This window comes from Actinobacillus minor NM305 (assembly GCF_000175195.1).
Lineage (GTDB): Bacteria > Pseudomonadota > Gammaproteobacteria > Enterobacterales > Pasteurellaceae > Haemophilus_A > Haemophilus_A minor.
The window spans coordinates 1-22,472 of the sequence record NZ_ACQL01000038.1 but is presented as its reverse complement, the minus strand read 5'-3'; the positions used below and the strand labels follow the sequence as shown (position 1 = coordinate 22,472).

Below are 22,472 nucleotides of genomic sequence, written 5' to 3'. Positions count from 1 at the left end.
AAGAAAAACGTAAAGCGGAAGAAGAAGCTCGTTTGAAAGCTGAAGAAGAGGCTCGATTGAAAGTCGAAGAGGAAGCTCGCTTAAAAGCTGAAGAAGCTAGATTGAAAGCGGAAGAAGAAGCTCGCTTAAAAGCCGAAGAAGAGGCTAGATTGAAAGCGGAAGAAGCAAAACGTAATGCTGAAAAACCACAAAAAGAGATCATTAGTAAATACACTAATGCAGCGATCTCAGATGCGGTAATTTCTGTTCAGACGATTTTAAATGCGACAAAAGACGTTAAACAACATCTTGCTCAAACACAGCTAAATGAAGTGGGGCAAGTTAATGTTTGGAGTCGTATTAACTCAGGCAAAAATCACTATGATTCTGAATACTATCGTTCTTTTGAAAGTCGTCAAACACAAACCCAGTTAGGTGTCGATACCTTAGTAACAAAAGGTCTACAAGTAGGGGCTGTGATGACACAAACGCGCAATACAAATAGTTTTGCAGATGCGATTTCGGATAAGAATAAACTGCTATTCGGTAGTGTTTATGCGAAATATCAATGGAATAATGGCGTATTTGCGGCATTAGATGTTGGGGCAGGTAAACTCGAGAGTGAGATTAGTTTGGGTAAAGTGAAATTCCATCGTAATGTTACTCAAGCAGGTCTAAGTGTAGGAAAAGCCTTTAATTTTGATGCTTTAGAAATTAAACCAACGGTAGGCATTAGCCGTAGTTATTTAAGTTCAAGCAATTACGAACTAGATCAGGCTCAAATTAATGTCGATGAAACTCAAATTACGTTATTATCTGCCGGCTTAGATCTAGGTTACAATATGACATTTGGTGATTTTTCTGTTAAACCAACATTATCGGCATACTATGTGAAGAATAATGGTGATTCTCAGGTTAAGGTTAATGGTTATTCCTTTAACTATGAAATTGAGGAGCAACAACATTACAACGCGGGTATTGCTTTGAAATACAAACAAGTTAGTTTAGAACTAAATGGTGGCGTAACGAAAGGTTCGCAGTCAGGCAAACAACATTCTGCAGGAGCGAAAATCTCGTGGACGTTTTAGTGGAATTTAATCAGTAATTCTAGCTGATTTTAAGTAAATTAAACCGCACTTTAAGAGCCAAATAATTTGGCTTTTAAGGTGCGGAGTAGATACAAGTTACCTCCAGCCATATGGAATTCCAATTTAGCTAACTAAGCGTTCGTATATTCCGTCTTATCATTTAACCAACGTTTAATAAGCGCTTCTGCAAGCGGTGGATTTTCCACAATAATTTGCTTGGCGTAACGTTGCACTAATGGGATCATTTTGCGATCTCGCATTAAGTCCGCTACTTTAAATTCCGCCATTCCCGTTTGTTTTGTGCCTAGAATTTCGCCTGTACCTCGAATTTCTAAATCTTTTTCGGCGATGTAGAAACCGTCTTGGCTATCACGCATCACTTGTAAGCGCTTGCTGGAAATTTTTCCGAGCGGTGGTTTATACATCAATACGCAATGTGAGGCAGTCGAACCTCGCCCTACTCGTCCACGTAACTGATGAAGCTGAGCTAAGCCTAAGCGTTCGGAGTTTTCAATAATCATCAAGCTCGCATTAGGCACATCGACCCCCACCTCGATTACGGTTGTTGCGACCAATAAATCTAAATTTGCCGCTTTAAATTCTGCCATAATGGCTTGTTTTTCTTGCGGTTTCATTCGTCCGTGGACTAATCCAATCCGTAAATCGGGTAAGGCTCGTTGTAGATCTTCAGCGATAGCGGCGGCGGCTTGCGCCTCTAGGACCTCCGACTCATCAATTAGGGTACATACCCAGTAAGCTTGTCGTTTTTCATTTTTGCACGCCTGATAAACCCGTTGGACAATTTCAGCCCGTCTCTCTTCTGAGATAACAACGGTCGTAATTGGCGTTCGCCCTGGTGGTAATTCATCAATAATCGAGGTGTCTAAATCCGCATAAACCGTCATTGCTAGTGTACGAGGAATAGGTGTGGCGGTCATAATTAATTGGTGCGGGTAAACATCACCTTTTGCCCCTTTTTCACGGAGTGTTAAACGTTGATGTACCCCAAAACGATGTTGTTCATCAATAATCACAAGGGCAAGATGGTGAAATTCAACATTTTCTTGAAAAAGAGCGTGAGTGCCGATAATCATCTGGACATCGCCGTTTTTAATCGCTTCCAACTGAGCCGCTCTTGCTTTGCCTTTCACTTTGCCTGCTAACCAGCCCACTTCAATCCCAAAAGGTCTTAGCCAGTTGGCAAAATTGTTAGCGTGTTGCTCTGCTAAAATTTCAGTCGGCGCCATTAAAGCCACTTGTTTACCATTATCAATGGCTAACAGTGCTGCAAGGGCAGCAACTAATGTTTTGCCTGAACCTACATCGCCTTGAACTAGGCGCATCATTGGAGAATTCTGAGCAAGATCACGTTCAATATCCGCCGTTACTCGGCTTTGTGCTTGTGTGGGTTGAAACGGCAAACCGGCTAAAAAACGGCTTTTTAAATCCGTTTGATAGCGAAGTGGTTCGGCAAATTGCTGTTTTACACCTAAACGAAGTTGTTGCATCGCAAGGTTGTGTGCTAACAATTCTTCAAAAATCAGCCGCTTTTGCGCCGGATGTTCGCCCTTTTCGAGCATTTCGGGCGTAATAGACGGTGGTGGGCGGTGCAAAAGCTGAAGCGCCTCTTTCAAGCTGTATTGATGAGGGTTGTATTCATTGGGCAATAATTCTGCCACTTGTACATTATTTAGCACCGCCAAGGCTTGTTCGGTAAGTTTACGCAATGAGGCTTGCTTTAAGCCTTCAGTCGTAGAATAAATCGGAGTTAAGGTTTCTGCCAGTTCAAGCGGTTGATTATTACGAATAATTTGATATTCGGGGTGGTGGATTTCTGCCATAAAGCGACCCCGTTTGATCTCCCCAAAGGCTTTCACACGAACACCCGTAGCAAAGCTATTTTTCATACCTGCATTGAAATTGAAAAACTTAAGCATAATTTTGCTTGTGCTATCGGATAGTGTGACCGATAAAATCGGGCGGCGTCCGAATTGCACTTCAGTGAGCTGGACATAACCTTCAATAGTGGCAAAACTTTCTGGGCGAATATCGGCTATTGGCGTAATTCGTGTCCGATCTTCATATCGCATTGGCAGATGAAAAAGCAAATCTTGTACATTGTGAATGCCAATTCTTCCTAATTTTTCTGCAATGGCGGCACCGACACCTGAGAGGGCGGTTAGAGGCACACCGTCTAAAAGTTGATTGCTCATAAGGTAAAGTTTTTCTGAAAAATAACCGCTTGTAAAAATTATCAGTTATTATAGCTTAAATTATAGCTATAGCCTAAATTATAACGAGGAGGACAAAATGAAATCAGTTTGGACAGAACGTTTTTTAGCAGATACACCTCGAGAACAAGACCACCGTTCGCCGTTTCAGCGAGATCGTGGGCGAATTTTGCATTCAGAGGAGTTTCGCTGTTTGCAGGCAAAAACGCAAATTCACGCCGTTGGCGAAGATGATTTTTATCGCACACGTTTAACTCATTCACTTGAAGTGGCTCAAATAGGCAGTAGCTTACGAGCTAAATTGGCGGAGGATAAAGCCGGCTTTCAAGCGGTCTGTTCTACGCCACAATTTGCAAAATTTCGGGAAAATTTGACCGCTTTATTGCCCTCTCGGAGTTTAACGGAGTCGCTCTGTTTTGCTCACGATATTGGTCATCCGCCTTTCGGGCACGGTGGTGAAATGGCGTTGAATTATAAAATGCAAGCATTTGGGGGCTTTGAGGGGAATGCGCAATCTTTTCGGATTGTGACGCAATTAGAACCTTATACGCAGAATGCAGGAATGAATTTGACACGCCGTACTTTGCTGGGGATTATTAAATACCCGACTTTTATTGATCTCACGAAGCCACAAAATCCGAAAAGTATTCCTGATAGCCGTTATATCAATCTGCACGATTTAAAGACAAGTAAAGGGATTTTTCGGGAAGATGCTCGTTTTTTTGAGTGGGTAATGGCGCCGCTTTCAGCTGAAGATAAAGCGTTATTTCAGCAAATTGAGGTCAGCCAAGATCCGCAACAGCCACATAAAACACGTTATAAGTCGTTAGATTGCAGCATTATGGAACTTGCCGATGACATTGCTTATGGTGTACACGATTTAGAAGATGCGATTGTAGGCGGAATGGTTACTCCGCAATCGTGGCAAAATGCAGAACAAGCGCTGGTACAATGCCAATCGGTCTGGTTGCAAAAAATGCTACCTACGATAAGCCAAAAGCTATTTTCTAATCACCGTTATGAACGTAAAGACGTGATAGGCGCATTGGTTAATTATTTTGTCACGAACGTGAAATGGGCAGAAACCGCTAATTTTGAGGAACCATTATTGCGCTTTAATGCAATTTTACCCGATGAGGTGCAAGCGGTATTGGATGTGTTGAAAACCTTTGTGTATCAATATGTGATTTGTGATGTTAAAACACAACGAGTGGAATATAAAGGGCAACGCATTTTGATGGATTTATTTGATATGCTAAGTTGCGACCCCACTCGCTTATTGCCTAAATCGGTTGCAGAACGGTGGAAACAAACCGAGGTGCAATATCAGCCGAGAGTGATTTGTGATTATTTAGCAAGTATGTCGGACGGACAAGCGTTTAAGTTGTATCAGAGTTTGTAAGAATAGCGATATATTGTATTGTTGTGAGACAAAATATGAAATGACAAGCGGTCGTTTTCGCAAAAACCTTTGCAAAAACGACCACTCTTTTCTATCTTAATGCCCTAAGCAGCGGTAAGTTTTGGCTATTCCATTAACAATTTATATAACTCAATATTGATGTAAAAATTCTCTTTTCCGATTTTAACTTTTTCTAAAATCCCCAGTTGAACCAACTCATCTAGACGTTTTCCTGCGGTGTTGCGATGAATTTGACAATCTTCTGCGACAAACTCGATTTTCGTGTAAGGGTGTTTATACAGATTGTTAATCAACTCGTGACTATAAATTTTCGGTAATTCACTACGAATTTTTTGTTTATGCTGCTGCATTAACTGTTTGATCTTAACTACCAAATCAACCGTTTGTTTCGCTGTTTCTGCAACACCATTTAAGATAAAGATAATCCATTCTTGCCAGTTTTGCGTTTCTCGGACTTCTTGCAACAGGCGGTAATAATTGCCTTTATTGCGATTGATATAACGAGAAAGGTACAAAATAGGGGTATCTAATAAATTCTGTTGAATTAAATAAAGAATGTTAATAATTCGCCCAGTCCTACCATTACCATCATAAAAAGGGTGAATACTTTCAAACTGATGATGAATTAACGCCATTTTTACCAACGGATCATAATCAATCTGCTCAGACGCATTAATAAATTTCTCTAAATCCGACATATATTTTTCAATTAAATCTGAAGATTGTGGCGGCATATAAACCACTTCGCCTGTAGCTTGATTGACTAGCCCCGTTCCTGTCTGCTTGCGAAATCCTGCATTATTGCCTTCTAATTTAGCTTGGATTTCTTTAATCATATTAAGCGTAATCAGCCCTGTGGTTCGCACAAGGTTAAACCCTAACGACATCGCTTGGGCATAGTGATGAACCTCTTTTGCTGCAACTGAACTAAATTGCTGGGTAGCAAAATTACTTTGGTAAAGATCGTCTTGCGTTGTAATAATATTCTCAATTTCAGAACTCTCTTTAGCCTCTTGTAACGGCAACGTACCCAGCAAAATATTCTGATTTGGCATTGTTTGCACCACGCCCTTTAACTCACCAAGTGCTTGATGTGCCAAATTACTCGCTTTTAGAATGGCTTTGTTTTCTAAATCGCCTAAATTAAACAAATCAGGAATTTGATAACTCATTTTGTTGCTCACTTTTTTTGATTTCTTGTGCAGGTTGGCAGAACGTACACAAATTTTTGCATTTCTTGTGCGCGTTTTCAATCATATGCACAAATTTCTTGATTTTTTGTGTACGTTATTTTGATAAACACAAATTCAATATCATTTTGCAAGCGGTCGTTTTCGCAAAATCTTTTGCAAAAACGACCGCTTTTTTCCCAACGTACAAGCGTGCAAGAGGCTAATTAGATTATCCCCTTAAATCCTGCTTACGAATACCTAAAATCAACAGCATCGCAAAGTAGCAGATTGCTGCAAGCACAATTAACCATAGCAACCAATACACTTTTAATAGCGTACTCATTGCATACCAGCTTTGTAAATCTGGGCAGAAGTAATGAACAACCCCGCCCATTATAAGTCCGGCAATTAATAGTTTTAGCACAAAAATGACGGTTTTGCGTGAAATATGGTAAATCGCTTGTTTGGATAGCTGGCGGTAAAGCAAGCCGGCATTCACTGCGGCAGAAAGTGCTGATGCCATTGCAAGTCCTAAATAACCGAAAGGAATAGCTAATACACCGAAGCACATATTGCTTACTGTTGCAATTAAACCGATTTTAACCGGCGTTTTGGTATTTTGATTGGCATAAAAACCGTTGGCTAAAATACTAATGAGCATATAGCTGTTTAAACCAAAGCACATAATCCACAAGGCGTGACTGGAAGCAATGACATCAGAAAGCCCGAATTTACCTCGCATAAAAATGGTCATAATCATCGGTTGGGCAAGCACGGCAATTCCAATCATAGCTGGAATTCCCAGCAAGAGTACCATTCTGACCCCCCAATCCATAGTCGATTGGAATTCCACTTTACGCTGGTTTTCATCAATGTCTTTTTTCTTCGCAATACGAGAAAGGGTTGGTAATACCACGGTAGAGATAGCAATACCAAAAATGCCTAATGGAAATTCAATGAGGCGGTCGGAATAGTAAAGCCAAGTGATTGAGCCTGTTACTAAAAAACTGGCGATAATCTGGTTAAGCAGTAAGTTGATTTGGGTAACAGAAACACCAAATAATGCCGGTAGCATCAATGTTCTCACTTTCTTAACCCCCTCATCATTCCACGCCCATTGCGGTTTAACGAGTAAGCCGGCTTTTTTCATAAAAGGGATTTGGAATAAAAATTGGAGTAAGCCCCCTAAAAAAATCCCCCACGCAAGGGCAATATCCGGACTGCTAAAATAATCGCTACCAAAAAGTGCCATAGCAATAATGGCAACGTTGAGCAGTACGGGAGAGAATGCCATAACCCCGAATTTACCTAATGTATTTAGTACAGCGCCAGATAAGGCAACAAAAGTAATAAACCAAAGGTAGGGGAAGGTAATTTTCAATAAAAAAGAGGCTTGGGTAAATTTCTCGGCTTCTGCTCCGTTATTGAGCCAATCGACAAACCAACCTGTACCAAATAGAGCTGCAATAACCGGAGAGCCGACCATTGCAACTAATGTTACAATAGAAACAATAACCCCTAAAGAACCGGATACTTTGGCAACAAATTCACGTGTTTTATTCAGATCGTTGTCTGCATTATATTCAGCTAAAACGGGTACAAAGGCTTTAGAAAATGCGCCTTCGGCAAAAAGGCGCCGTAAGAAATTAGGGATACGGTTTGCAAATAAGAAAACATCGGACATTGCCCCCGCGCCTAATACACTTGCCACAATCATATCTCGAATTAGCCCTAAAATACGGGAAACAAGGGTAAGTCCGCTGACTAAAATGCCAGATTTAAGAAGTTTTTTACTCATAAGATTTACAAAAAAGTAGTGAAAATCGACCGCTTGCCATACGATCATAAAAATTGATCGAGATTTTAGCAGTTTTTTTATAGGAAAATGAGAAAAAAACTGTTAAAATCTCGCCCTATCGTTTTCTTTAGTAGAAAAACGGTGTTATTTTCAAGCACGTGTCTCGTTGAAAATGAATTAAAAACTATCGATAGCAACATAAACTCAGTTTATGTTTTAATTTTTTAACACTAGATATCTTAGGAGTTTGACCTTGGCTAATATCAAGTCAGCAAAAAAACGTGCGGTTCAATCTGAAAAACGCCGCCAACATAACGCAAGCCAACGCTCAATGATGCGTACTTTCATCAAAAAAGTATATGCAGCAGTAGCAACTGGCGATAAAGCAGCTTCACAAGCCGCTTTCGTTGAAATGCAAAAAGTAGTAGACCGTATGGCATCTAAAGGCTTAATTCACGCTAACAAAGCCGCTAACCACAAATCTAAATTAGCAGCACAAATCAAAGCGTTAGCATAATTGAATTTTGCAAATGTTTAAGAAAACCGACCGCTTGGTCGGTTTTTTTCATCTCTCTTTTGGCTTTTGCAAAGTGAGTAAGAAGTGAAAAAATCAGGTTGATTTATTATCCTGAATTTGATATATTTTGCGGACTGTTTGCATAGGGCAAGCAGGTTCGTCCCGAAAGGGTGTTTTTTTATTTAACGGAGCACTAATATGATCCAAGAACAGACTATGCTGGATGTTGCTGATAACTCAGGGGCTCGTAGCGTAATGTGTATCAAGGTTCTAGGTGGATCGCACCGTCGTTACGCTGCTATCGGCGATATCATCAAAGTTACTGTAAAAGAAGCAATTCCACGCGGTAAAGTGAAAAAAGGTGATGTGTTAAAAGCAGTTGTTGTGCGCACCAAGAAGGGTGTTCGTCGCCCAGATGGCTCAGTTATTCGTTTCGATGGCAATGCTTGTGTAATTTTAAACAATAACACTGAGCAACCAATCGGTACTCGTATTTTTGGACCGGTGACTCGTGAACTTCGTTCTGAGAAATTCATGAAGATCATCTCTTTAGCTCCAGAAGTACTGTAAGGGGAATGTAATGGCTGCTAAAATCCGTCAAAATGATGAAGTAATTGTTCTTACCGGTAAAGATAAAGGTAAGCGTGGTAAGGTAACTAAAGTGTTACCAAACGGTAAAGTAGTTGTTGAGGGTATCAACATCATCACTAAACATGAAAAACCAGTACCTGCTTTAGGTAAAGCTGGTGGCTTAGTGAAAAAAGAAGCTGCAATCGATGGTTCAAACGTTGCAATTTTCAACCCGAAAACAAACAAAGCTGACCGTGTAGGTTTTAGATTCGAAGATGGTAAAAAAGTACGTTTCTTCAAATCTAATAATGAAATTATTTAATTAAAACTGGAGTAATGCGATGGCGAAACTGCATGATTACTACAGAGATACAGTAGTTAATGAATTAAAATCAAAATTCAACTACTCATCTGTCATGCAAGTCCCACGAATCGAAAAGATTACCCTGAATATGGGTGTGGGTGAAGCATTGACCGACAAAAAACTGTTAGACAACGCAGTAGCAGATTTAACAGCAATCAGCGGTCAAAAACCTTTAATTACTAAAGCTCGTAAATCAGTTGCTGGCTTTAAAATCCGTCAGGGATATCCAATCGGATGTAAAGTAACTCTACGTGGCGAACGCATGTGGGAGTTCTTTGAAAGATTGATTACTATCGCTGTTCCACGTATCCGTGACTTCCGCGGTTTAAGTGCGAAGTCTTTCGACGGTCGTGGTAATTACAGTATGGGTGTTCGTGAACAAATCATTTTCCCAGAAATCGACTACGATAAAGTAGATCGTGTACGTGGTTTAGATATTACTATTACCACAACGGCGAAAAGTGATGAAGAAGGTCAAGCTTTATTAGCGGCTTTCAATTTCCCATTCCGTAAATAAGGTAGGTTATCGTGGCAAAACAATCAATGATTGCACGTGATGTAAAACGTGCGAAATTAGCTGATAAATTCTACGCTAAACGTGAAGAATTAAAGAAAATTATTTCTGATGTAAATTCTTCAGACGAAGATCGTTGGGCGGCAGTGTTAAAATTACAAACACTTCCACGCGATTCAAGTCCAATCCGTCAGCGTAACCGTTGCCGCCAAACTGGTCGTCCACACGGTGTACTTCGTAAGTTTGGTTTAAGCCGTATTAAGGTGCGTGAAGCTGCAATGCGCGGTGAAATTCCAGGCCTTAAGAAAGCAAGCTGGTAATAACCTCTTTTAATTTGGAATCATGGGAGTAAATACATGAGCATGCAAGATCCAATCGCAGATATGCTGACCCGTATTCGTAACGGTCAAGCTGCGAATAAAGTTGCAATCAGTATGCCTTCATCTAAGTTAAAAGTTGCTATTGCAAGCGTTTTAGCTGAAGAAGGTTATGTTGAGAGCTTCAAAGTTGTTGAAGGTTCAAAACCTGAGTTGGAAATCACTTTAAAATATTTCCAAAATAAACCAGTAGTAGAAAGTATCCAACGCGTAAGCCGTCCAGGTCTTCGTATTTACAAAGGTAAAGACGAATTACCAAAAGTAATGGGTGGTTTAGGTATCGCTGTTGTTTCTACATCAAAAGGTGTTATGACCGACCGTGCTGCGCGTCAAGCAGGCCTCGGCGGTGAAATCATCTGTTACGTAGCATAATAGAGAGGTAGGAAAAATGTCTCGTGTTGCAAAGGCACCTGTTAATGTTCCTGCCGGTGTTCAAGTAACTTTGAACGGTCAGCTATTAACAGTAAAAGGTAAAAACGGCGAGTTATCTCGCGAAATTCATAATGCAGTTGAAGTAAAATACGAAGCTGATACATTGACTTTTGCACCTCGTGAAGGTATCACGAATGCAGATGCACAAGCTGGTACAGCACGTGCGTTAGTTAATGCTATGGTTATCGGTGTTACTGAAGGCTTTACGAAGAAATTGCAATTAGTCGGTGTTGGTTACAGAGCTCAAATGAAAGGTAACGTAGTTGCTTTAAGTTTAGGTTTCTCACACCCGGTTGAACATACGTTGCCAGCTGGCGTAACTGGTGAATGTCCATCACAAACTGAGATTATTCTTAAGTCTGCGGACAAACAGTTAATTGGCCAAGTAGCAGCAGATATTCGTGCATATCGCCGTCCAGAGCCTTATAAAGGCAAAGGTGTACGTTACGCTGATGAAGTTGTACGTACTAAAGAAGCGAAGAAAAAGTAAAGTAAGGTAACACTATGGATAAGAAAGTAGCTCGTATCCGTCGTGCAAGCCGTGCACGTCATTTAATGAGAGAGCAAGGTGCAACACGTTTAGTTGTGCATCGCACACCTCGCCATATTTATGCGCAGGTAATTGCACCTAATGGCTCAGAAGTACTAGCAGCAGCTTCAACTGTTGAAAAAGTAATTAAAGAGCAAGTTAAATACACTGGTAATAAAGACGCAGCTGCAGTAGTTGGTAAATTAGTTGCAGAGCGTGCTTTAGCTAAAGGTATTCAAGCGGTTGCATTTGATCGTTCTGGTTTCAAATACCACGGTCGTGTGCAAGCATTAGCAGACGCTGCTCGTGAAGCTGGTCTACAGTTCTAATAGAGGAATTTGAGATGTCAAACATCGAAAAACAAGCTGGTGAACTGCAAGAGAAGCTAATCGCGGTTAACCGTGTATCTAAAACCGTAAAAGGTGGTCGTATCATGAGTTTCACTGCTTTAACAGTAGTGGGCGATGGTAATGGTCGTGTAGGTTTTGGTTACGGTAAAGCACGTGAAGTTCCGGCAGCGATCCAAAAAGCGATGGAAAAAGCTCGTCGCAATATGATCAATGTAGCTTTAAATGAAGGTACATTACAACACCCAGTTAAAGGTTCACACACTGGTTCACGCGTATTCATGCAACCAGCTAGCGAAGGTACAGGTATCATCGCAGGCGGTGCAATGCGTGCAGTATTAGAAGTTGCTGGTGTTCACAACGTACTTTCAAAAGCATACGGTTCAACCAACCCAATTAACGTTGTTCGTGCAACAATTGATGCACTTGCAAACATGAAATCACCTGAAATGGTTGCTGCTAAACGTGGTAAAACCGTTGAAGAAATTTTGGGGTAATTGAATATGGCAAAAACAATTAAAGTAACTCAAACTCGTAGCTCTATCGCTCGTTTACCGAAACATAAAGCAACGTTAAAAGGCTTAGGTCTTCGTCATATTCGTCATACAGTTGAATTAATCGATACTCCAGCAGTACGCGGTATGATTAATCAAGTGTCATATATGGTTAAAGTGGAGGAGTAATAGAATGCGTTTAAATACTCTTTCTCCAGCTGAAGGTGCTAAGCACAGCGCTAAACGTTTAGGTCGCGGTATTGGTTCTGGTTTAGGTAAAACTGGTGGTCGTGGTCATAAAGGTCAAAAATCTCGTACAGGCGGCGGTGTTCGTCGTGGTTTCGAGGGTGGTCAAATGCCTTTATATCGTCGTTTACCAAAATTCGGTTTTACTTCTCTTAAAGCATTACACGTAGCTGAAATTCGTTTAAACGACTTAGCAAAAGTAGATGGCGATGTTGTAACTTTAGAAGCATTAAAAGCGGCTAACGTAATCACTAAAGATATCTTATCTGCAAAAGTAATTTTAGCAGGTAAAATTGAAAAAGCGGTTAAAGTTAAAGGCTTAGGCGTAACTAAAGGTGCTAAAGCTGCTATCGAAGCTGCTGGTGGTTCTATCGAGGAATAATAAATGGCAAAGCAACCAGGGTACCAAGGTAGTACACAAAAAGGAACTGGCGAGCTTAAATCAAGATTATTATTTGTTTTAGGTGCGTTAATCGTTTTCCGAATCGGTTCTTTTATACCTGTTCCTGGCATTGATGCTTCTGTTTTATCCGAGTTAGTTCGACAACAACAAGGCACCATCATTGATATGTTTAACATGTTCTCTGGTGGTGCATTAAGCCGAGCGTCTATATTTGCGTTAGGTATTATGCCTTATATTTCGGCGTCAATTATTATTCAATTATTGACTGCCATTCATCCACCTCTTGCTGAATTGAAAAAAGAAGGTGAGGCTGGACGTCGTAAAATTAGCAAATATACTCGCTATGCAACATTGTTACTAGCATTTATTCAATCTATTGGTATTTCCGTAGCCCTTCCTAATATGCTATCTGGATTAGTGCCTAATCCAAATATGCTATTCTATATCACAGCAGTAATTAGTTTAGTAACAGGAACGATGTTCCTTATGTGGTTAGGTGAACAGATTACTGAGCGTGGGATTGGTAACGGTATTTCTTTAATTATCTTTGCCGGTATTGTTGCAGATCTTCCAGCAACAATTGGGCAAACGATTGAAGAAGCAAGACAAGGTGAGATTTCTTTCCTTGTGTTATTATTAATAGCAGTCATAGCTTTTGCAGTAACATATTTCGTTGTCTTTGTTGAACGTGGACAAAGAAGAATTGTAGTACACTATGCAAGTCGCCAACAAGGTAGAATGATGGCACCTGCAAGAACATCTCATTTACCATTAAAAGTAAATATGGCAGGCGTTATCCCTGCAATCTTTGCATCTAGTATCATTTTATTCCCTGCAAGTATTACGCAGTGGTTTGGTCAAAGTAGCGAAGGAGTTGAATGGTTATTTGATTTATCTCAGTTACTACAGCCAGGACAGCCTTTATATATCGTATTATTTACGATGGCTGTGATTTTCTTTGCTTTCTTTTATACTGGAATGCAGTATAATCCACGAGATACAGCGGATAATCTAAAGAAATCAGGTGCGTTTGTACCAGGTTATAGACCAGGCGAACAAACATCTCGTTATATCGATAAAGTAATGACGCGTTTAACCTTAATCGGTGCGTTATATATTACTTTTGTTTGTTTGGTTCCTTATATCATTACATCACTATGGAAAGTACCATTCCAATTAGGTGGAACGTCTTTACTGATCGTAGTGGTAGTTATTATGGATTTCATCGCACAGGTACAAAGTCATATGATGTCATTACAATATGATTCTGTGTTGAAGAAAGCCAATTTGAAAGGCTTAGGGCAATAAGCCCTTAGAAAAAGGATAAGCAATGAAAGTTCGTGCTTCAGTTAAAAGAATGTGCCGTAACTGTAAAGTTGTTAAACGTGAAGGCGTTGTTCGCGTAATTTGTAGCGACCCTAAACATAAACAACGTCAAGGTTAATCGTATATTTCTTGCAAAGAACCCGCTGAGTAGGTATACTACTCAGCTCATTCGTCCTGATATGCTGTTTGAGTATCCTGAAACGGGCTTTTCAAGATCAGCATATCAATAAACTTTAAAAATAGGAGTGCATAGTGGCCCGTATTGCAGGCATTAACATTCCTGATCAAAAACACACTGTAATCGCATTAACTGCAATTTACGGTATCGGTAAAACTCGTGCTAAAGCAATCTGTGCTGCAACGGGTATTGCTGAAGATGTAAAGATCAGAGAATTGTCTGAAGAGCAGATTGAAAAACTGCGTGAAGAAGTTGGTAAATTTACTGTCGAAGGTGATTTACGTCGTGAAGTAACTTTAAGCATCAAACGTCTTTTAGACCTAGGTTGCTACCGTGGTTTACGTCATCGTCGTAGTTTACCAGTACGTGGTCAACGTACTAAGACTAATGCGCGTACTCGTAAGGGTCCACGCAAACCGATCAAAAAATAATCGGAGTAGATAAATAATGGCTAAAACACCAGTTCGCGCACGTAAGCGCGTTAAAAAACAGATTGCAGATGGCGTAGCTCATATCCACGCATCTTTCAATAACACAATCGTAACCATCACTGACCGTCAAGGTAACGCTTTAGCTTGGGCTACAGCAGGTGGTTCAGGTTTCCGTGGTTCTCGTAAATCAACTCCATTCGCTGCTCAAGTTGCTGCAGAGCGTTGTGCAGAAATGGTTAAAGAGTTTGGTTTAAAGAATTTGGAAGTTATGGTTAAAGGTCCGGGTCCAGGTCGTGAATCAACAATCCGTGCATTAAATGCAGCAGGTTTCCGTATCACGAACATTACAGATGTGACTCCGATTCCTCATAACGGTTGTCGTCCACCGAAAAAACGTCGCGTATAATTGACGTTAGAATAATTGGAGAAAGAAAATGGCAAGATATTTGGGTCCTAAACTCAAGCTAAGCCGTCGTGAAGGTACTGATTTATTCTTAAAATCAGGCGTTCGTGCGATTGAATCAAAATGTAGAAATAGACTTGATGTAGCGCCAGGTCAACACGGTGCTCGTAAGCCACGTTTATCTGACTACGGTAGTCAGTTACGTGAAAAACAAAAAGTTCGCCGTATCTATGGTATCTTAGAGCGTCAATTCCGTAATTATTACAAAGAAGCTAACCGCTTAAAAGGTAATACCGGTGAGAACTTATTAGTATTATTAGAAGGTCGTTTAGATAACGTAGTTTACCGTATGGGTTTTGCTGCAACTCGTGCTGAAGCACGTCAGCTTGTAAGCCACAAATCTATCGTAGTAAATGGTCGTGTAGTAAATATTCCTTCATTCCAAGTTTCTGTTGATGATGTAGTTGCTGTTCGTGAGAAATCTAAAAAACAAGCACGTATTAAAGCATCATTAGAATTAGCTACTCAACGTGAAAAACCAACTTGGTTAGAAGTTGATGCAACTAAAATGGAAGGTGTATTTAAACGTACTCCTGAACGCTCTGACTTATCAGCAGACATCAATGAACATCTGATCGTTGAGCTTTACTCTAAATAATAGTTAATTTCTTAATTTAGTATTGGTAAGCTTAAAAACAAAGAGAGGATAAAATGCAGGGTTCTGTGACAGAATTTTTAAAGCCGCACTTAGTGAATATTGAACAAATTAGTTCAACTCACGCAAAAGTGACCCTAGAGCCGTTAGAACGTGGTTTCGGACATACATTAGGTAACGCACTTCGTCGCATTTTACTTTCGTCAATGCCAGGTTGTGCCGTAACTGAAGTTGAAATTGATGGTGTATTACATGAATACAGCAGCAAAGAAGGCGTACAAGAAGATATTCTTGAAGTATTGTTAAACCTTAAAGGTCTAGCGGTAAAAGTGCAAAGCAAAGATGATGTTGTTTTGACACTTAACAAATCTGGAATTGGCCCTGTGACTGCAGGCGACATTACACATGATGGTGATGTTGAGATTGTAAATCCTGACCACGTGATTTGTCATTTGACAGATAAGAATGCGTCTATCAATATGCGTATTCGTGTACAACGTGGTCGCGGTTATGTGCCAGCATCTGCTCGTGTACATACTCAAGATGATGATCGTCCTATCGGTCGTTTACTTGTTGATGCGCGTTTCAGTCCAGTGGACCGTATTGCTTACAATGTTGAAGCAGCGCGTGTAGAACAACGTACAGACTTAGACAAACTCATTATTGAGATGGAAACAAACGGAACAATTGATCCGGAAGAAGCCATCCGTCGTGCTGCAACGATTTTAGCTGAACAGTTAGACGCATTTGTTGATCTACGTGATGTTCGTCAACCAGTAGTGAAAGAAGAAAAACCAGAGTTTGATCCAATTTTACTTCGCCCAGTTGATGACTTAGAATTAACAGTACGTTCTGCTAACTGTTTGAAAGCAGAGACAATTCACTATATCGGTGATTTAGTACAGCGTACAGAAGTTGAGTTATTAAAAACGCCTAATCTTGGTAAGAAATCACTTACAGAGATTAAAGACGTGCTTGCTTCTCGTGGCTTATCACTGGGTATGCGCCTTGAGAATTGGCCTCCAGCAAGTATTGCTGAAGACTAATTTTGGGTATTAGATTTTCTAAGAAGGAATAGGTTATGCGCCATCGTAAGAGTGGACGTCAATTAAACCGTAACAGTAGCCATCGCCAAGCGATGTTCCGCAATATGGCAAGTTCTTTAGTTGAACATGAAATCATTAAAACAACTTTGCCTAAAGCAAAAGAGTTACGTCGTGTAGTTGAACCATTAATTACTTTAGCAAAAGAAGATAGCGTTGCAAATCGTCGCTTAGCTTTTGCTCGTACTCGCAACGTTGAAACAGTTGCTAAATTATTCAATGAATTAGGTCCACGTTTTGCACAACGTGCGGGTGGTTATACTCGTATCTTAAAATGTGGTTTCCGTGCAGGTGACAATGCTCCAATGGCATACATTGAGTTAGTAGATCGCCCAGAAGTTGCAGAAGCAGCTGCGGAATAATCTCCATAAAGCCCGATAGTTATCGGGCTTTTTTCTTTTTGCTTTTTTTATTGCAATCGTTTGTCTTTTATTCATATCAAATAACCACCAAATTTTCGCAAATAATCATTTAAATTTGACCGCTTTTCCGTTAGTCTATAAAAAATTATCGTTTATTTTCATAAAAGGAATATGCACTATGGAAACTCTCTTTCAAGTCGCTCAAAATTGGTTAGATCAAGATCCTGATTTAGAAACTCGAGCAGAGTTAGAGCAATTGATTTCGCAAGCAAAAGCAAATGATGTGAAAGCTCAAACTGAATTAGCTAGCCGTTTCGATGGACGTTTACAATTTGGTACTGCAGGCTTACGCGGTCGTTTACAAGCAGGTTCAATGGGTATGAACCGTGTGCTTGTTGCTCAAGCTGCTGGCGGTTTAGCAGAATTTCTCAAAGGCTATGACAAAGAGCCGTCTATCGTGTTAGGTTATGATGGACGTAAAAATTCAGATGTGTTTGCACGTGATACCGCAGAAATTATGGCAGCAGCAGGCATTAAAACTTACCTTCTTCCAAGAAAATTACCAACGCCAGTGCTTGCCTATGCAATCAAGTACTTTGACACTACCGCAGGTGTTATGGTTACAGCAAGTCATAACCCACCTGAAGATAACGGCTATAAAGTCTATTTAGGTAAAGCAAACGGCGGTGGTCAAATTGTCTCGCCAGCAGACCAAGAAATTGCGGCTTGCATTGATAAAGTAGCTCAAGGCAGTATCAAAGACTTACCACGCAGTCAAAATTACACTGTATTAGATGATGAAATTGTTGATGCCTATATTGCAAAAACAGCAAGCCTTGCTAAAGAGCCACAAGTTGATATTAACTATGTTTATACGGCAATGCACGGCGTAGGTTATGAAGTATTAAGCAAAACATTAGCCAAAGCCGGTTTATCACAACCCTCTATCGTTGCTGAACAAGTATGGCCGGATGGCACATTCCCAACGGTAAACTTCCCGAACCCGGAAGAGAAAGGGGCGCTAGATTTAGCAATTAAAGTGGCTAAAGAGAAAAATGCAGAATTCATTATCGCAAATGACCCTGATGCAGACCGTCTAGCAGTTGCATTGCCTGATGCTCAAGGTAATTGGAAAGTACTTCACGGCAACGTGATTGGTTGTTTCTTAGGTTGGTATTTAGCAAAACAATATCACGCTCAAGGTAAAAAAGGTGTATTAGCTTGCTCATTAGTTTCTTCTCCGGCGTTAGCAGAAATTGCGAAAAAATATGGTTTTGAGTCAGAAGAAACGCTCACAGGCTTTAAATATATCGGTAAAGTTGATGGCTTATTATTCGGTTTCGAAGAGGCATTAGGTTACTTAGTCGATCCAGATAAAGTGCGTGATAAAGATGGTATTTCTGCGGCAATTATGTTTTTAGACTTAGTTCGTAGCCTTAAAAAACAAGGTAAAACTTTAGCTGATTATGCAGATGAGTTCACAAAAGAATTTGGCGCTTATGTAAGCGGTCAAATTTCTATTCGTGTAAGCGATTTATCTGCGATTGGTAAGTTAATGACCGCATTACGTAATAACCCACCAAGTGAAGTCGGTGGTTTTAAAGTAGAGACTTTCTTAGATCATACAAAAACCGACCGTCAAAGTGATATTTTAGTATTTGTGCTTGAAAACGGCAGCCGTTTAATCGCTCGTCCATCAGGTACAGAACCGAAAATCAAGTTCTACTTAGATGCTCGTGGTACTGATCCGAAAAATGCAGAAGAAGTTTTAGCGCAGTTTGATGCAAGCGTGCGTACAATTCTTCGTCAAGAACAATATGGCAGCCAAGATTGCTAATTGCAAAATCTAAGTGAAAGAACACCGCTTGTTAGGCGGTGTTTTTTTGTTTATTTATAAATACTGTTGAATAAATAATTTGATTTTCTTTTTGTGAAAGAGATCACGGTATTCCTTTTTTATTCAAAATAGAATACTGATGAAAAATGGTACAAAAGCATAATGAAATCAACTTAGGAGACTAAAATGATAAGATATGGCGTTGTTGGTGTTGGGTATTTTGGTGCAGATCTCGCACGCATTATGAATGCATTGGATAATGCGCAAATTACCGCTGTTTATGATCCTGAAAATGGGCAAGTCATTGCAGAAGAACTCAACTGTGAGGCGACAAACAGTTTAGAGGCGTTAATCTCTCGTGAAGATGTAGATTGTGTCATCGTGGCTACACCTAATTATTTGCACAAAGAGCCGGTAATGCTAGCTGCAAAATATAAAAAGCACGTATTCTGTGAAAAACCAATAGCATTAAGCTACCAAGATTGTGATGAAATGGTTAAAGCTTGCGAAGAAAATGGCGTGACTTTTATGGCTGGACACGTCATGAATTTCTTTAATGGTGTCCACCATGCTAAAGCTCTTATCAATCAAGGTGTAATTGGCAAAGTGCTTTACTGCCATGCAGCTCGTAATGGCTGGGCAGATGCTCAACCTACGATCTCATGGAAAAAAATCCGTGAAAAATCAGGTGGGCATTTATATCATCATATCCACGAACTAGATTGTGTTCAGTTTATTATGGGAGGCATGCCAAAAGCGGTTTATATGAATGCTGCGAATGTTGCGCATAATACACCGGAATTTGGTAATGAAGATGATATGCTGTTTGCCAACCTCGAATTTGATGATAATCGCTTTGCCATTTTAGAATGGGGATCGGCTTTTCGTTGGGGGGAACATTATGTGTTAATTCAAGGCACAAAAGGGGCAATCAAACTTGATATGTATCATTGTAGAGGCATATTAAAAGTGGATGGTCAAGAAAGTTATTTTTTAATGCACGAAAGCCAAGAAGAAGATGACGACAGAACACGCATTTATGCCAATATTGAAAGTGGCGCGATTCAATATGGTAAACCCGGTGATCGTACACCAATGTGGCTCAGCTCCATTATGAAAAAAGAGATGAAATATCTTAACGATATTTTGCATGGTATGCAGCCAACAGAAGAATTTATCAAACTATTGACCGGTGAAGCCGCTAGAGCAGCAATTGCTACCGCAGATGCTTGTACGTTATCAGCAAAAGAAAAACGCCGCGTTGAGCTTTCAGAGATTTTGTTTTAGATATTACATATTTTGAGTAAAAAAACACCGCTTGTTAGGCGGTGTTTTTGCTTATGTAATATCCTATTATCTTGCTTTTTTATGAAAAATCAGTATAATTCCACCGCTTATTCTCTCTTTAGATAGAATAAGTTTGCAGTACCCTCACCTCGAACGAGGGTTTTATTTTTTACTATCAACAAATTAGAGGAAGGTTATGGTAACCATTCGTTTAACTCGTGGCGGAGCTAAAAAACGCCCATTCTACCAAATCGTGGTAGCAGACAGCCGTTCACCGCGTGACGGTCGTTTCATCGAGCGTATCGGTTTCTTCAATCCATTAGCAGCTGGTCAAGCTGAACGTTTACGTTTAGACGTGGCTAAAGTTGATGCGTGGGTTGCTAAAGGTGCTTCACTTTCAGACCGTGTTGCAACTTTAGTAAAAGAAGCACGTAAAGCGGCTTAATTTATTTAAAATTTTGCAAAAGTAGGTGAGTAGTATGAGCGAACAAAAAATTGAAGTTGTCGGAAAATTAGGTTCAACCTATGGTATCCGTGGCTGGTTACGCCTCTATTCATCCACTGAAGAAGCAGAAAGTATTTTTGACTATCAGCCGTGGTTCTTAAAAATTAAGGGGCAATGGCAGCCGGTTGAATTAGAAAACTGGCGTTATCATAGCAATGATTTGATTGTGAAATTAAAAGGTACAGAAGACCGTGAAAGCGCACAGCTATTAACCAATGCCGAAATCGGTGTGGATTTAGCCGTGTTTCCAGAATTGGAAGAAGGGGATTATTATTGGCACGATTTGATCGGTTGCCAAGTGGTAAACCTTGAAGGCTATACAATGGGAACAGTAACCGAAATGATGGAAACAGGTTCAAATGATGTGTTAGTGATAAAAGCAAATAGCAAAGATGCTTTTGGCAAGCAAGAACGATTAATTCCGTTCTTATATGAACAAGTAGTTAAAAGAGTAGATCTCACCACCAAAACCATTACGGTGGATTGGGACGCTGGTTTCTAACCTCAGGTATGCAGTGAGCTTTAGCAGTCGCATTTCGTAGGTAACAATATGTGGATTGGTATTATTTCCCTTTTCCCCGAAATGTTTAAAGCAATTACTGATTTTGGGGTAACAGGTAGAGCAGTAAAACAAAATCTCTTACAAGTGCAGTGTTGGAATCCTCGTGATTTCACACACGACAAACATAAAACGGTAGACGACCGCCCTTATGGCGGTGGGCCGGGTATGTTGATGATGGTGCAACCGCTTCGTGATGCAATTCGTGAAGCAAAAGCAACCGCTTGTAAGGAAGACGGTGTAGAAGCTAAAGTAATTTATCTCTCACCGCAAGGACGTAAACTCGATCAAGCAGGCGTACAAACGCTGGCAACAAATCAAAAATTGATTTTGGTTTGTGGGCGTTATGAAGGCATTGACGAGCGATTGATCCAAACTGAAATTGATGAAGAATGGTCAATCGGTGATTACGTTCTCACAGGGGGGGAACTTCCTGCAATGACGTTAATTGACGCTGTTGCACGGTTTATCCCTGGGGTATTAGGCAAACAGGCTTCAGCGTTGGAAGATTCTTTCGCAGAAGGTTTATTAGATTGCCCACATTATACTCGCCCTGAGGTATTAGACGGTTTACCTGTACCACAAGTGCTGATGTCGGGTCACCACGAGCAAATTCGCAAATGGCGATTAGAACAGTCGCTGGAACGAACGTGGTTAAGACGCCCTGAGCTATTGGATAGCCTAGCTCTGACTGACGAACAACGCGTGTTGTTGAATAAAATTAAGAAACAACACAAAATCAGTTAATTCTAGGATTTAGAAGGTTTTTAAAATGAGTAACATCATCAAACAACTTGAAACAGAACAGTTAAAACAAAACGTACCTAGCTTCCGTCCAGGTGACACATTAGAAGTTAAGGTATGGGTAGTAGAAGGTAGTAAAAAACGTTTGCAAGCGTTCGAAGGCGTGGTTATTGCAATTCGTAACCGTGGCTTGCATTCTGCATTCACCTTACGCAAAATTTCAAACGGCGTAGGCGTTGAGCGTGTATTCCAAACTCACTCACCAGCGATTGACAGCATTGCTGTTAAACGTAAAGGTGCGGTACGTAAAGCGAAACTTTACTACTTACGTGAGCGTTCAGGTAAATCTGCACGTATCAAAGAGCGTCTTGGCGAATAATTTTCGCTTATGCGTTAATGCAAAAAGAAAGCCTTGGGGAAACTCAAGGCTTTTGTTTTTAGTTTTATTTTCGTTTTTTTAGTTGTATTCTAATCAAATAGACTATAAAGCATACAAACGGAAATAATCTCAGAAAAAGTGCTTGATCTTATTTAAAAAATAAGTATTATATGCCCTCGTTACGCAACATTAAGGGTCGTTAGCTCAGTCGGTAGAGCA

The 22,472-nt window shown here is 40.2% G+C and carries 29 protein-coding genes; 26 read left to right on the top strand and 3 right to left on the bottom strand.

The genetic code is table 11. From position 1 onward, the window contains the following. Nucleotides 1-1,067 (top strand): autotransporter domain-containing protein (locus tag AM305_RS01375; protein ID WP_005822409.1); only part of this gene is annotated, 1,067 nt, incomplete at its 5' end. A gap of 131 nt (nt 1,068-1,198) precedes the next feature. On the opposite strand, the gene recG is transcribed toward AM305_RS01375, so the two are convergent. After that, nucleotides 1,199-3,280, bottom strand: coding sequence for an ATP-dependent DNA helicase RecG (gene recG / locus AM305_RS01370; RefSeq protein ID WP_005822407.1), 2,082 nt, complete (start codon nt 3,278-3,280; stop codon nt 1,199-1,201). 97 nt (nt 3,281-3,377) lie between these two features. Here recG and AM305_RS01365 point away from each other — a divergent pair, with 97 nt between their 5' ends. Beyond that, the gene (locus AM305_RS01365; RefSeq protein ID WP_005822406.1) at nt 3,378-4,700 is read left to right on the top strand and encodes an anti-phage deoxyguanosine triphosphatase; all 1,323 of its coding nucleotides are present in this window, start codon (nt 3,378-3,380) and stop codon (nt 4,698-4,700) included. Between the two features lie 125 nt (nt 4,701-4,825). Here AM305_RS01365 and AM305_RS01360 read toward each other — a convergent pair whose 3' ends face one another. Further along, nucleotides 4,826-5,893: a Fic family protein gene (locus tag AM305_RS01360; protein WP_005822404.1), complete on the bottom strand. Its 1,068-nt coding sequence runs from the start codon at nt 5,891-5,893 to the stop codon at nt 4,826-4,828. A 229-nt stretch (nt 5,894-6,122) separates the two neighbouring features. Further along, a complete protein-coding gene (murJ, locus tag AM305_RS01355) occupies nt 6,123-7,691 on the bottom strand; it encodes a murein biosynthesis integral membrane protein MurJ (protein WP_035293622.1) in 1,569 nt (522 codons plus the stop codon). A gap of 253 nt (nt 7,692-7,944) precedes the next feature. Here murJ and rpsT point away from each other — a divergent pair, with 253 nt between their 5' ends. The 24 genes from rpsT (at nt 7,945) to rplS (ending at nt 22,253) form a co-directional block, all read left to right on the top strand. Next, nucleotides 7,945-8,208, top strand: coding sequence for a 30S ribosomal protein S20 (rpsT, locus tag AM305_RS01350; protein WP_005818694.1), 264 nt, complete (start codon nt 7,945-7,947; stop codon nt 8,206-8,208). A 198-nt stretch (nt 8,209-8,406) separates the two neighbouring features. After that, nucleotides 8,407-8,778: a 50S ribosomal protein L14 gene (gene rplN / locus AM305_RS01345; protein WP_005619403.1), complete on the top strand. Its 372-nt coding sequence runs from the start codon at nt 8,407-8,409 to the stop codon at nt 8,776-8,778. Between the two features lie 10 nt (nt 8,779-8,788). Beyond that, complete coding sequence (gene rplX, locus AM305_RS01340) at nt 8,789-9,100, top strand: 50S ribosomal protein L24 (RefSeq protein WP_005822401.1); 312 nt, start codon at nt 8,789-8,791, stop codon at nt 9,098-9,100. 19 nt (nt 9,101-9,119) lie between these two features. After that, a complete protein-coding gene (gene rplE / locus AM305_RS01335) occupies nt 9,120-9,659 on the top strand; it encodes a 50S ribosomal protein L5 (RefSeq protein ID WP_005822400.1) in 540 nt (179 codons plus the stop codon). Between the two features lie 11 nt (nt 9,660-9,670). Then, nucleotides 9,671-9,976 (top strand): 30S ribosomal protein S14, encoded by a 306-nt coding sequence (rpsN, locus tag AM305_RS01330; RefSeq protein ID WP_005708075.1) that lies wholly within the window; start codon nt 9,671-9,673, stop codon nt 9,974-9,976. Between the two features lie 36 nt (nt 9,977-10,012). Next, nucleotides 10,013-10,405 (top strand): 30S ribosomal protein S8, encoded by a 393-nt coding sequence (rpsH, locus tag AM305_RS01325; RefSeq protein ID WP_005822398.1) that lies wholly within the window; start codon nt 10,013-10,015, stop codon nt 10,403-10,405. Between the two features lie 16 nt (nt 10,406-10,421). Continuing rightward, nucleotides 10,422-10,955, top strand: coding sequence for a 50S ribosomal protein L6 (gene rplF / locus AM305_RS01320; RefSeq protein ID WP_005818703.1), 534 nt, complete (start codon nt 10,422-10,424; stop codon nt 10,953-10,955). 14 nt (nt 10,956-10,969) lie between these two features. Then, nucleotides 10,970-11,323 carry a 50S ribosomal protein L18 gene (gene rplR, locus AM305_RS01315; RefSeq protein ID WP_005822396.1) on the top strand — a complete coding sequence of 118 codons (354 nt, stop codon included), beginning with the start codon at nt 10,970-10,972 and terminating at the stop codon, nt 11,321-11,323. Nucleotides 11,324-11,337: 14 nt separating this feature from the next. Further along, nucleotides 11,338-11,838: a 30S ribosomal protein S5 gene (gene rpsE / locus AM305_RS01310; RefSeq protein WP_005625147.1), complete on the top strand. Its 501-nt coding sequence runs from the start codon at nt 11,338-11,340 to the stop codon at nt 11,836-11,838. 6 nt (nt 11,839-11,844) lie between these two features. Next, complete coding sequence (rpmD, locus tag AM305_RS01305; protein ID WP_005599315.1) at nt 11,845-12,024, top strand: 50S ribosomal protein L30; 180 nt, start codon at nt 11,845-11,847, stop codon at nt 12,022-12,024. Nucleotides 12,025-12,028: 4 nt separating this feature from the next. Next, nucleotides 12,029-12,463: a 50S ribosomal protein L15 gene (gene rplO / locus AM305_RS01300; RefSeq protein ID WP_005818709.1), complete on the top strand. Its 435-nt coding sequence runs from the start codon at nt 12,029-12,031 to the stop codon at nt 12,461-12,463. Nucleotides 12,464-12,466: 3 nt separating this feature from the next. Further along, nucleotides 12,467-13,792 carry a preprotein translocase subunit SecY gene (gene secY, locus AM305_RS01295; RefSeq protein ID WP_005822394.1) on the top strand — a complete coding sequence of 442 codons (1,326 nt, stop codon included), beginning with the start codon at nt 12,467-12,469 and terminating at the stop codon, nt 13,790-13,792. A gap of 22 nt (nt 13,793-13,814) precedes the next feature. Further along, nucleotides 13,815-13,928: a 50S ribosomal protein L36 gene (gene rpmJ / locus AM305_RS01290; protein ID WP_005705974.1), complete on the top strand. Its 114-nt coding sequence runs from the start codon at nt 13,815-13,817 to the stop codon at nt 13,926-13,928. 134 nt (nt 13,929-14,062) lie between these two features. Continuing rightward, nucleotides 14,063-14,419, top strand: coding sequence for a 30S ribosomal protein S13 (gene rpsM / locus AM305_RS01285; protein ID WP_005599322.1), 357 nt, complete (start codon nt 14,063-14,065; stop codon nt 14,417-14,419). Nucleotides 14,420-14,435: 16 nt separating this feature from the next. Then, nucleotides 14,436-14,825: a 30S ribosomal protein S11 gene (gene rpsK, locus AM305_RS01280; protein ID WP_005705959.1), complete on the top strand. Its 390-nt coding sequence runs from the start codon at nt 14,436-14,438 to the stop codon at nt 14,823-14,825. 28 nt (nt 14,826-14,853) lie between these two features. Further along, nucleotides 14,854-15,480, top strand: coding sequence for a 30S ribosomal protein S4 (gene rpsD, locus AM305_RS01275; protein WP_005705947.1), 627 nt, complete (start codon nt 14,854-14,856; stop codon nt 15,478-15,480). 53 nt (nt 15,481-15,533) lie between these two features. Further along, nucleotides 15,534-16,523 carry a DNA-directed RNA polymerase subunit alpha gene (locus AM305_RS01270; RefSeq protein ID WP_005822392.1) on the top strand — a complete coding sequence of 330 codons (990 nt, stop codon included), beginning with the start codon at nt 15,534-15,536 and terminating at the stop codon, nt 16,521-16,523. Nucleotides 16,524-16,558: 35 nt separating this feature from the next. Then, nucleotides 16,559-16,942: a 50S ribosomal protein L17 gene (rplQ, locus tag AM305_RS01265; RefSeq protein ID WP_005818715.1), complete on the top strand. Its 384-nt coding sequence runs from the start codon at nt 16,559-16,561 to the stop codon at nt 16,940-16,942. A 178-nt stretch (nt 16,943-17,120) separates the two neighbouring features. After that, nucleotides 17,121-18,779, top strand: coding sequence for a phospho-sugar mutase (locus AM305_RS01260; protein WP_005822390.1), 1,659 nt, complete (start codon nt 17,121-17,123; stop codon nt 18,777-18,779). Nucleotides 18,780-18,965: 186 nt separating this feature from the next. After that, nucleotides 18,966-20,066 (top strand): Gfo/Idh/MocA family protein, encoded by a 1,101-nt coding sequence (locus tag AM305_RS01255; RefSeq protein WP_005822389.1) that lies wholly within the window; start codon nt 18,966-18,968, stop codon nt 20,064-20,066. A gap of 196 nt (nt 20,067-20,262) precedes the next feature. Further along, nucleotides 20,263-20,511, top strand: coding sequence for a 30S ribosomal protein S16 (rpsP, locus tag AM305_RS01250; RefSeq protein ID WP_005706116.1), 249 nt, complete (start codon nt 20,263-20,265; stop codon nt 20,509-20,511). 34 nt (nt 20,512-20,545) lie between these two features. Next, nucleotides 20,546-21,073: a ribosome maturation factor RimM gene (gene rimM, locus AM305_RS01245; RefSeq protein ID WP_005822387.1), complete on the top strand. Its 528-nt coding sequence runs from the start codon at nt 20,546-20,548 to the stop codon at nt 21,071-21,073. Between the two features lie 48 nt (nt 21,074-21,121). Next, a complete protein-coding gene (trmD, locus tag AM305_RS01240; protein ID WP_005822385.1) occupies nt 21,122-21,877 on the top strand; it encodes a tRNA (guanosine(37)-N1)-methyltransferase TrmD in 756 nt (251 codons plus the stop codon). Nucleotides 21,878-21,902: 25 nt separating this feature from the next. Beyond that, the gene (gene rplS / locus AM305_RS01235; RefSeq protein ID WP_005818726.1) at nt 21,903-22,253 is read left to right on the top strand and encodes a 50S ribosomal protein L19; all 351 of its coding nucleotides are present in this window, start codon (nt 21,903-21,905) and stop codon (nt 22,251-22,253) included. Nucleotides 22,254-22,472 lie beyond the last annotated feature (219 nt).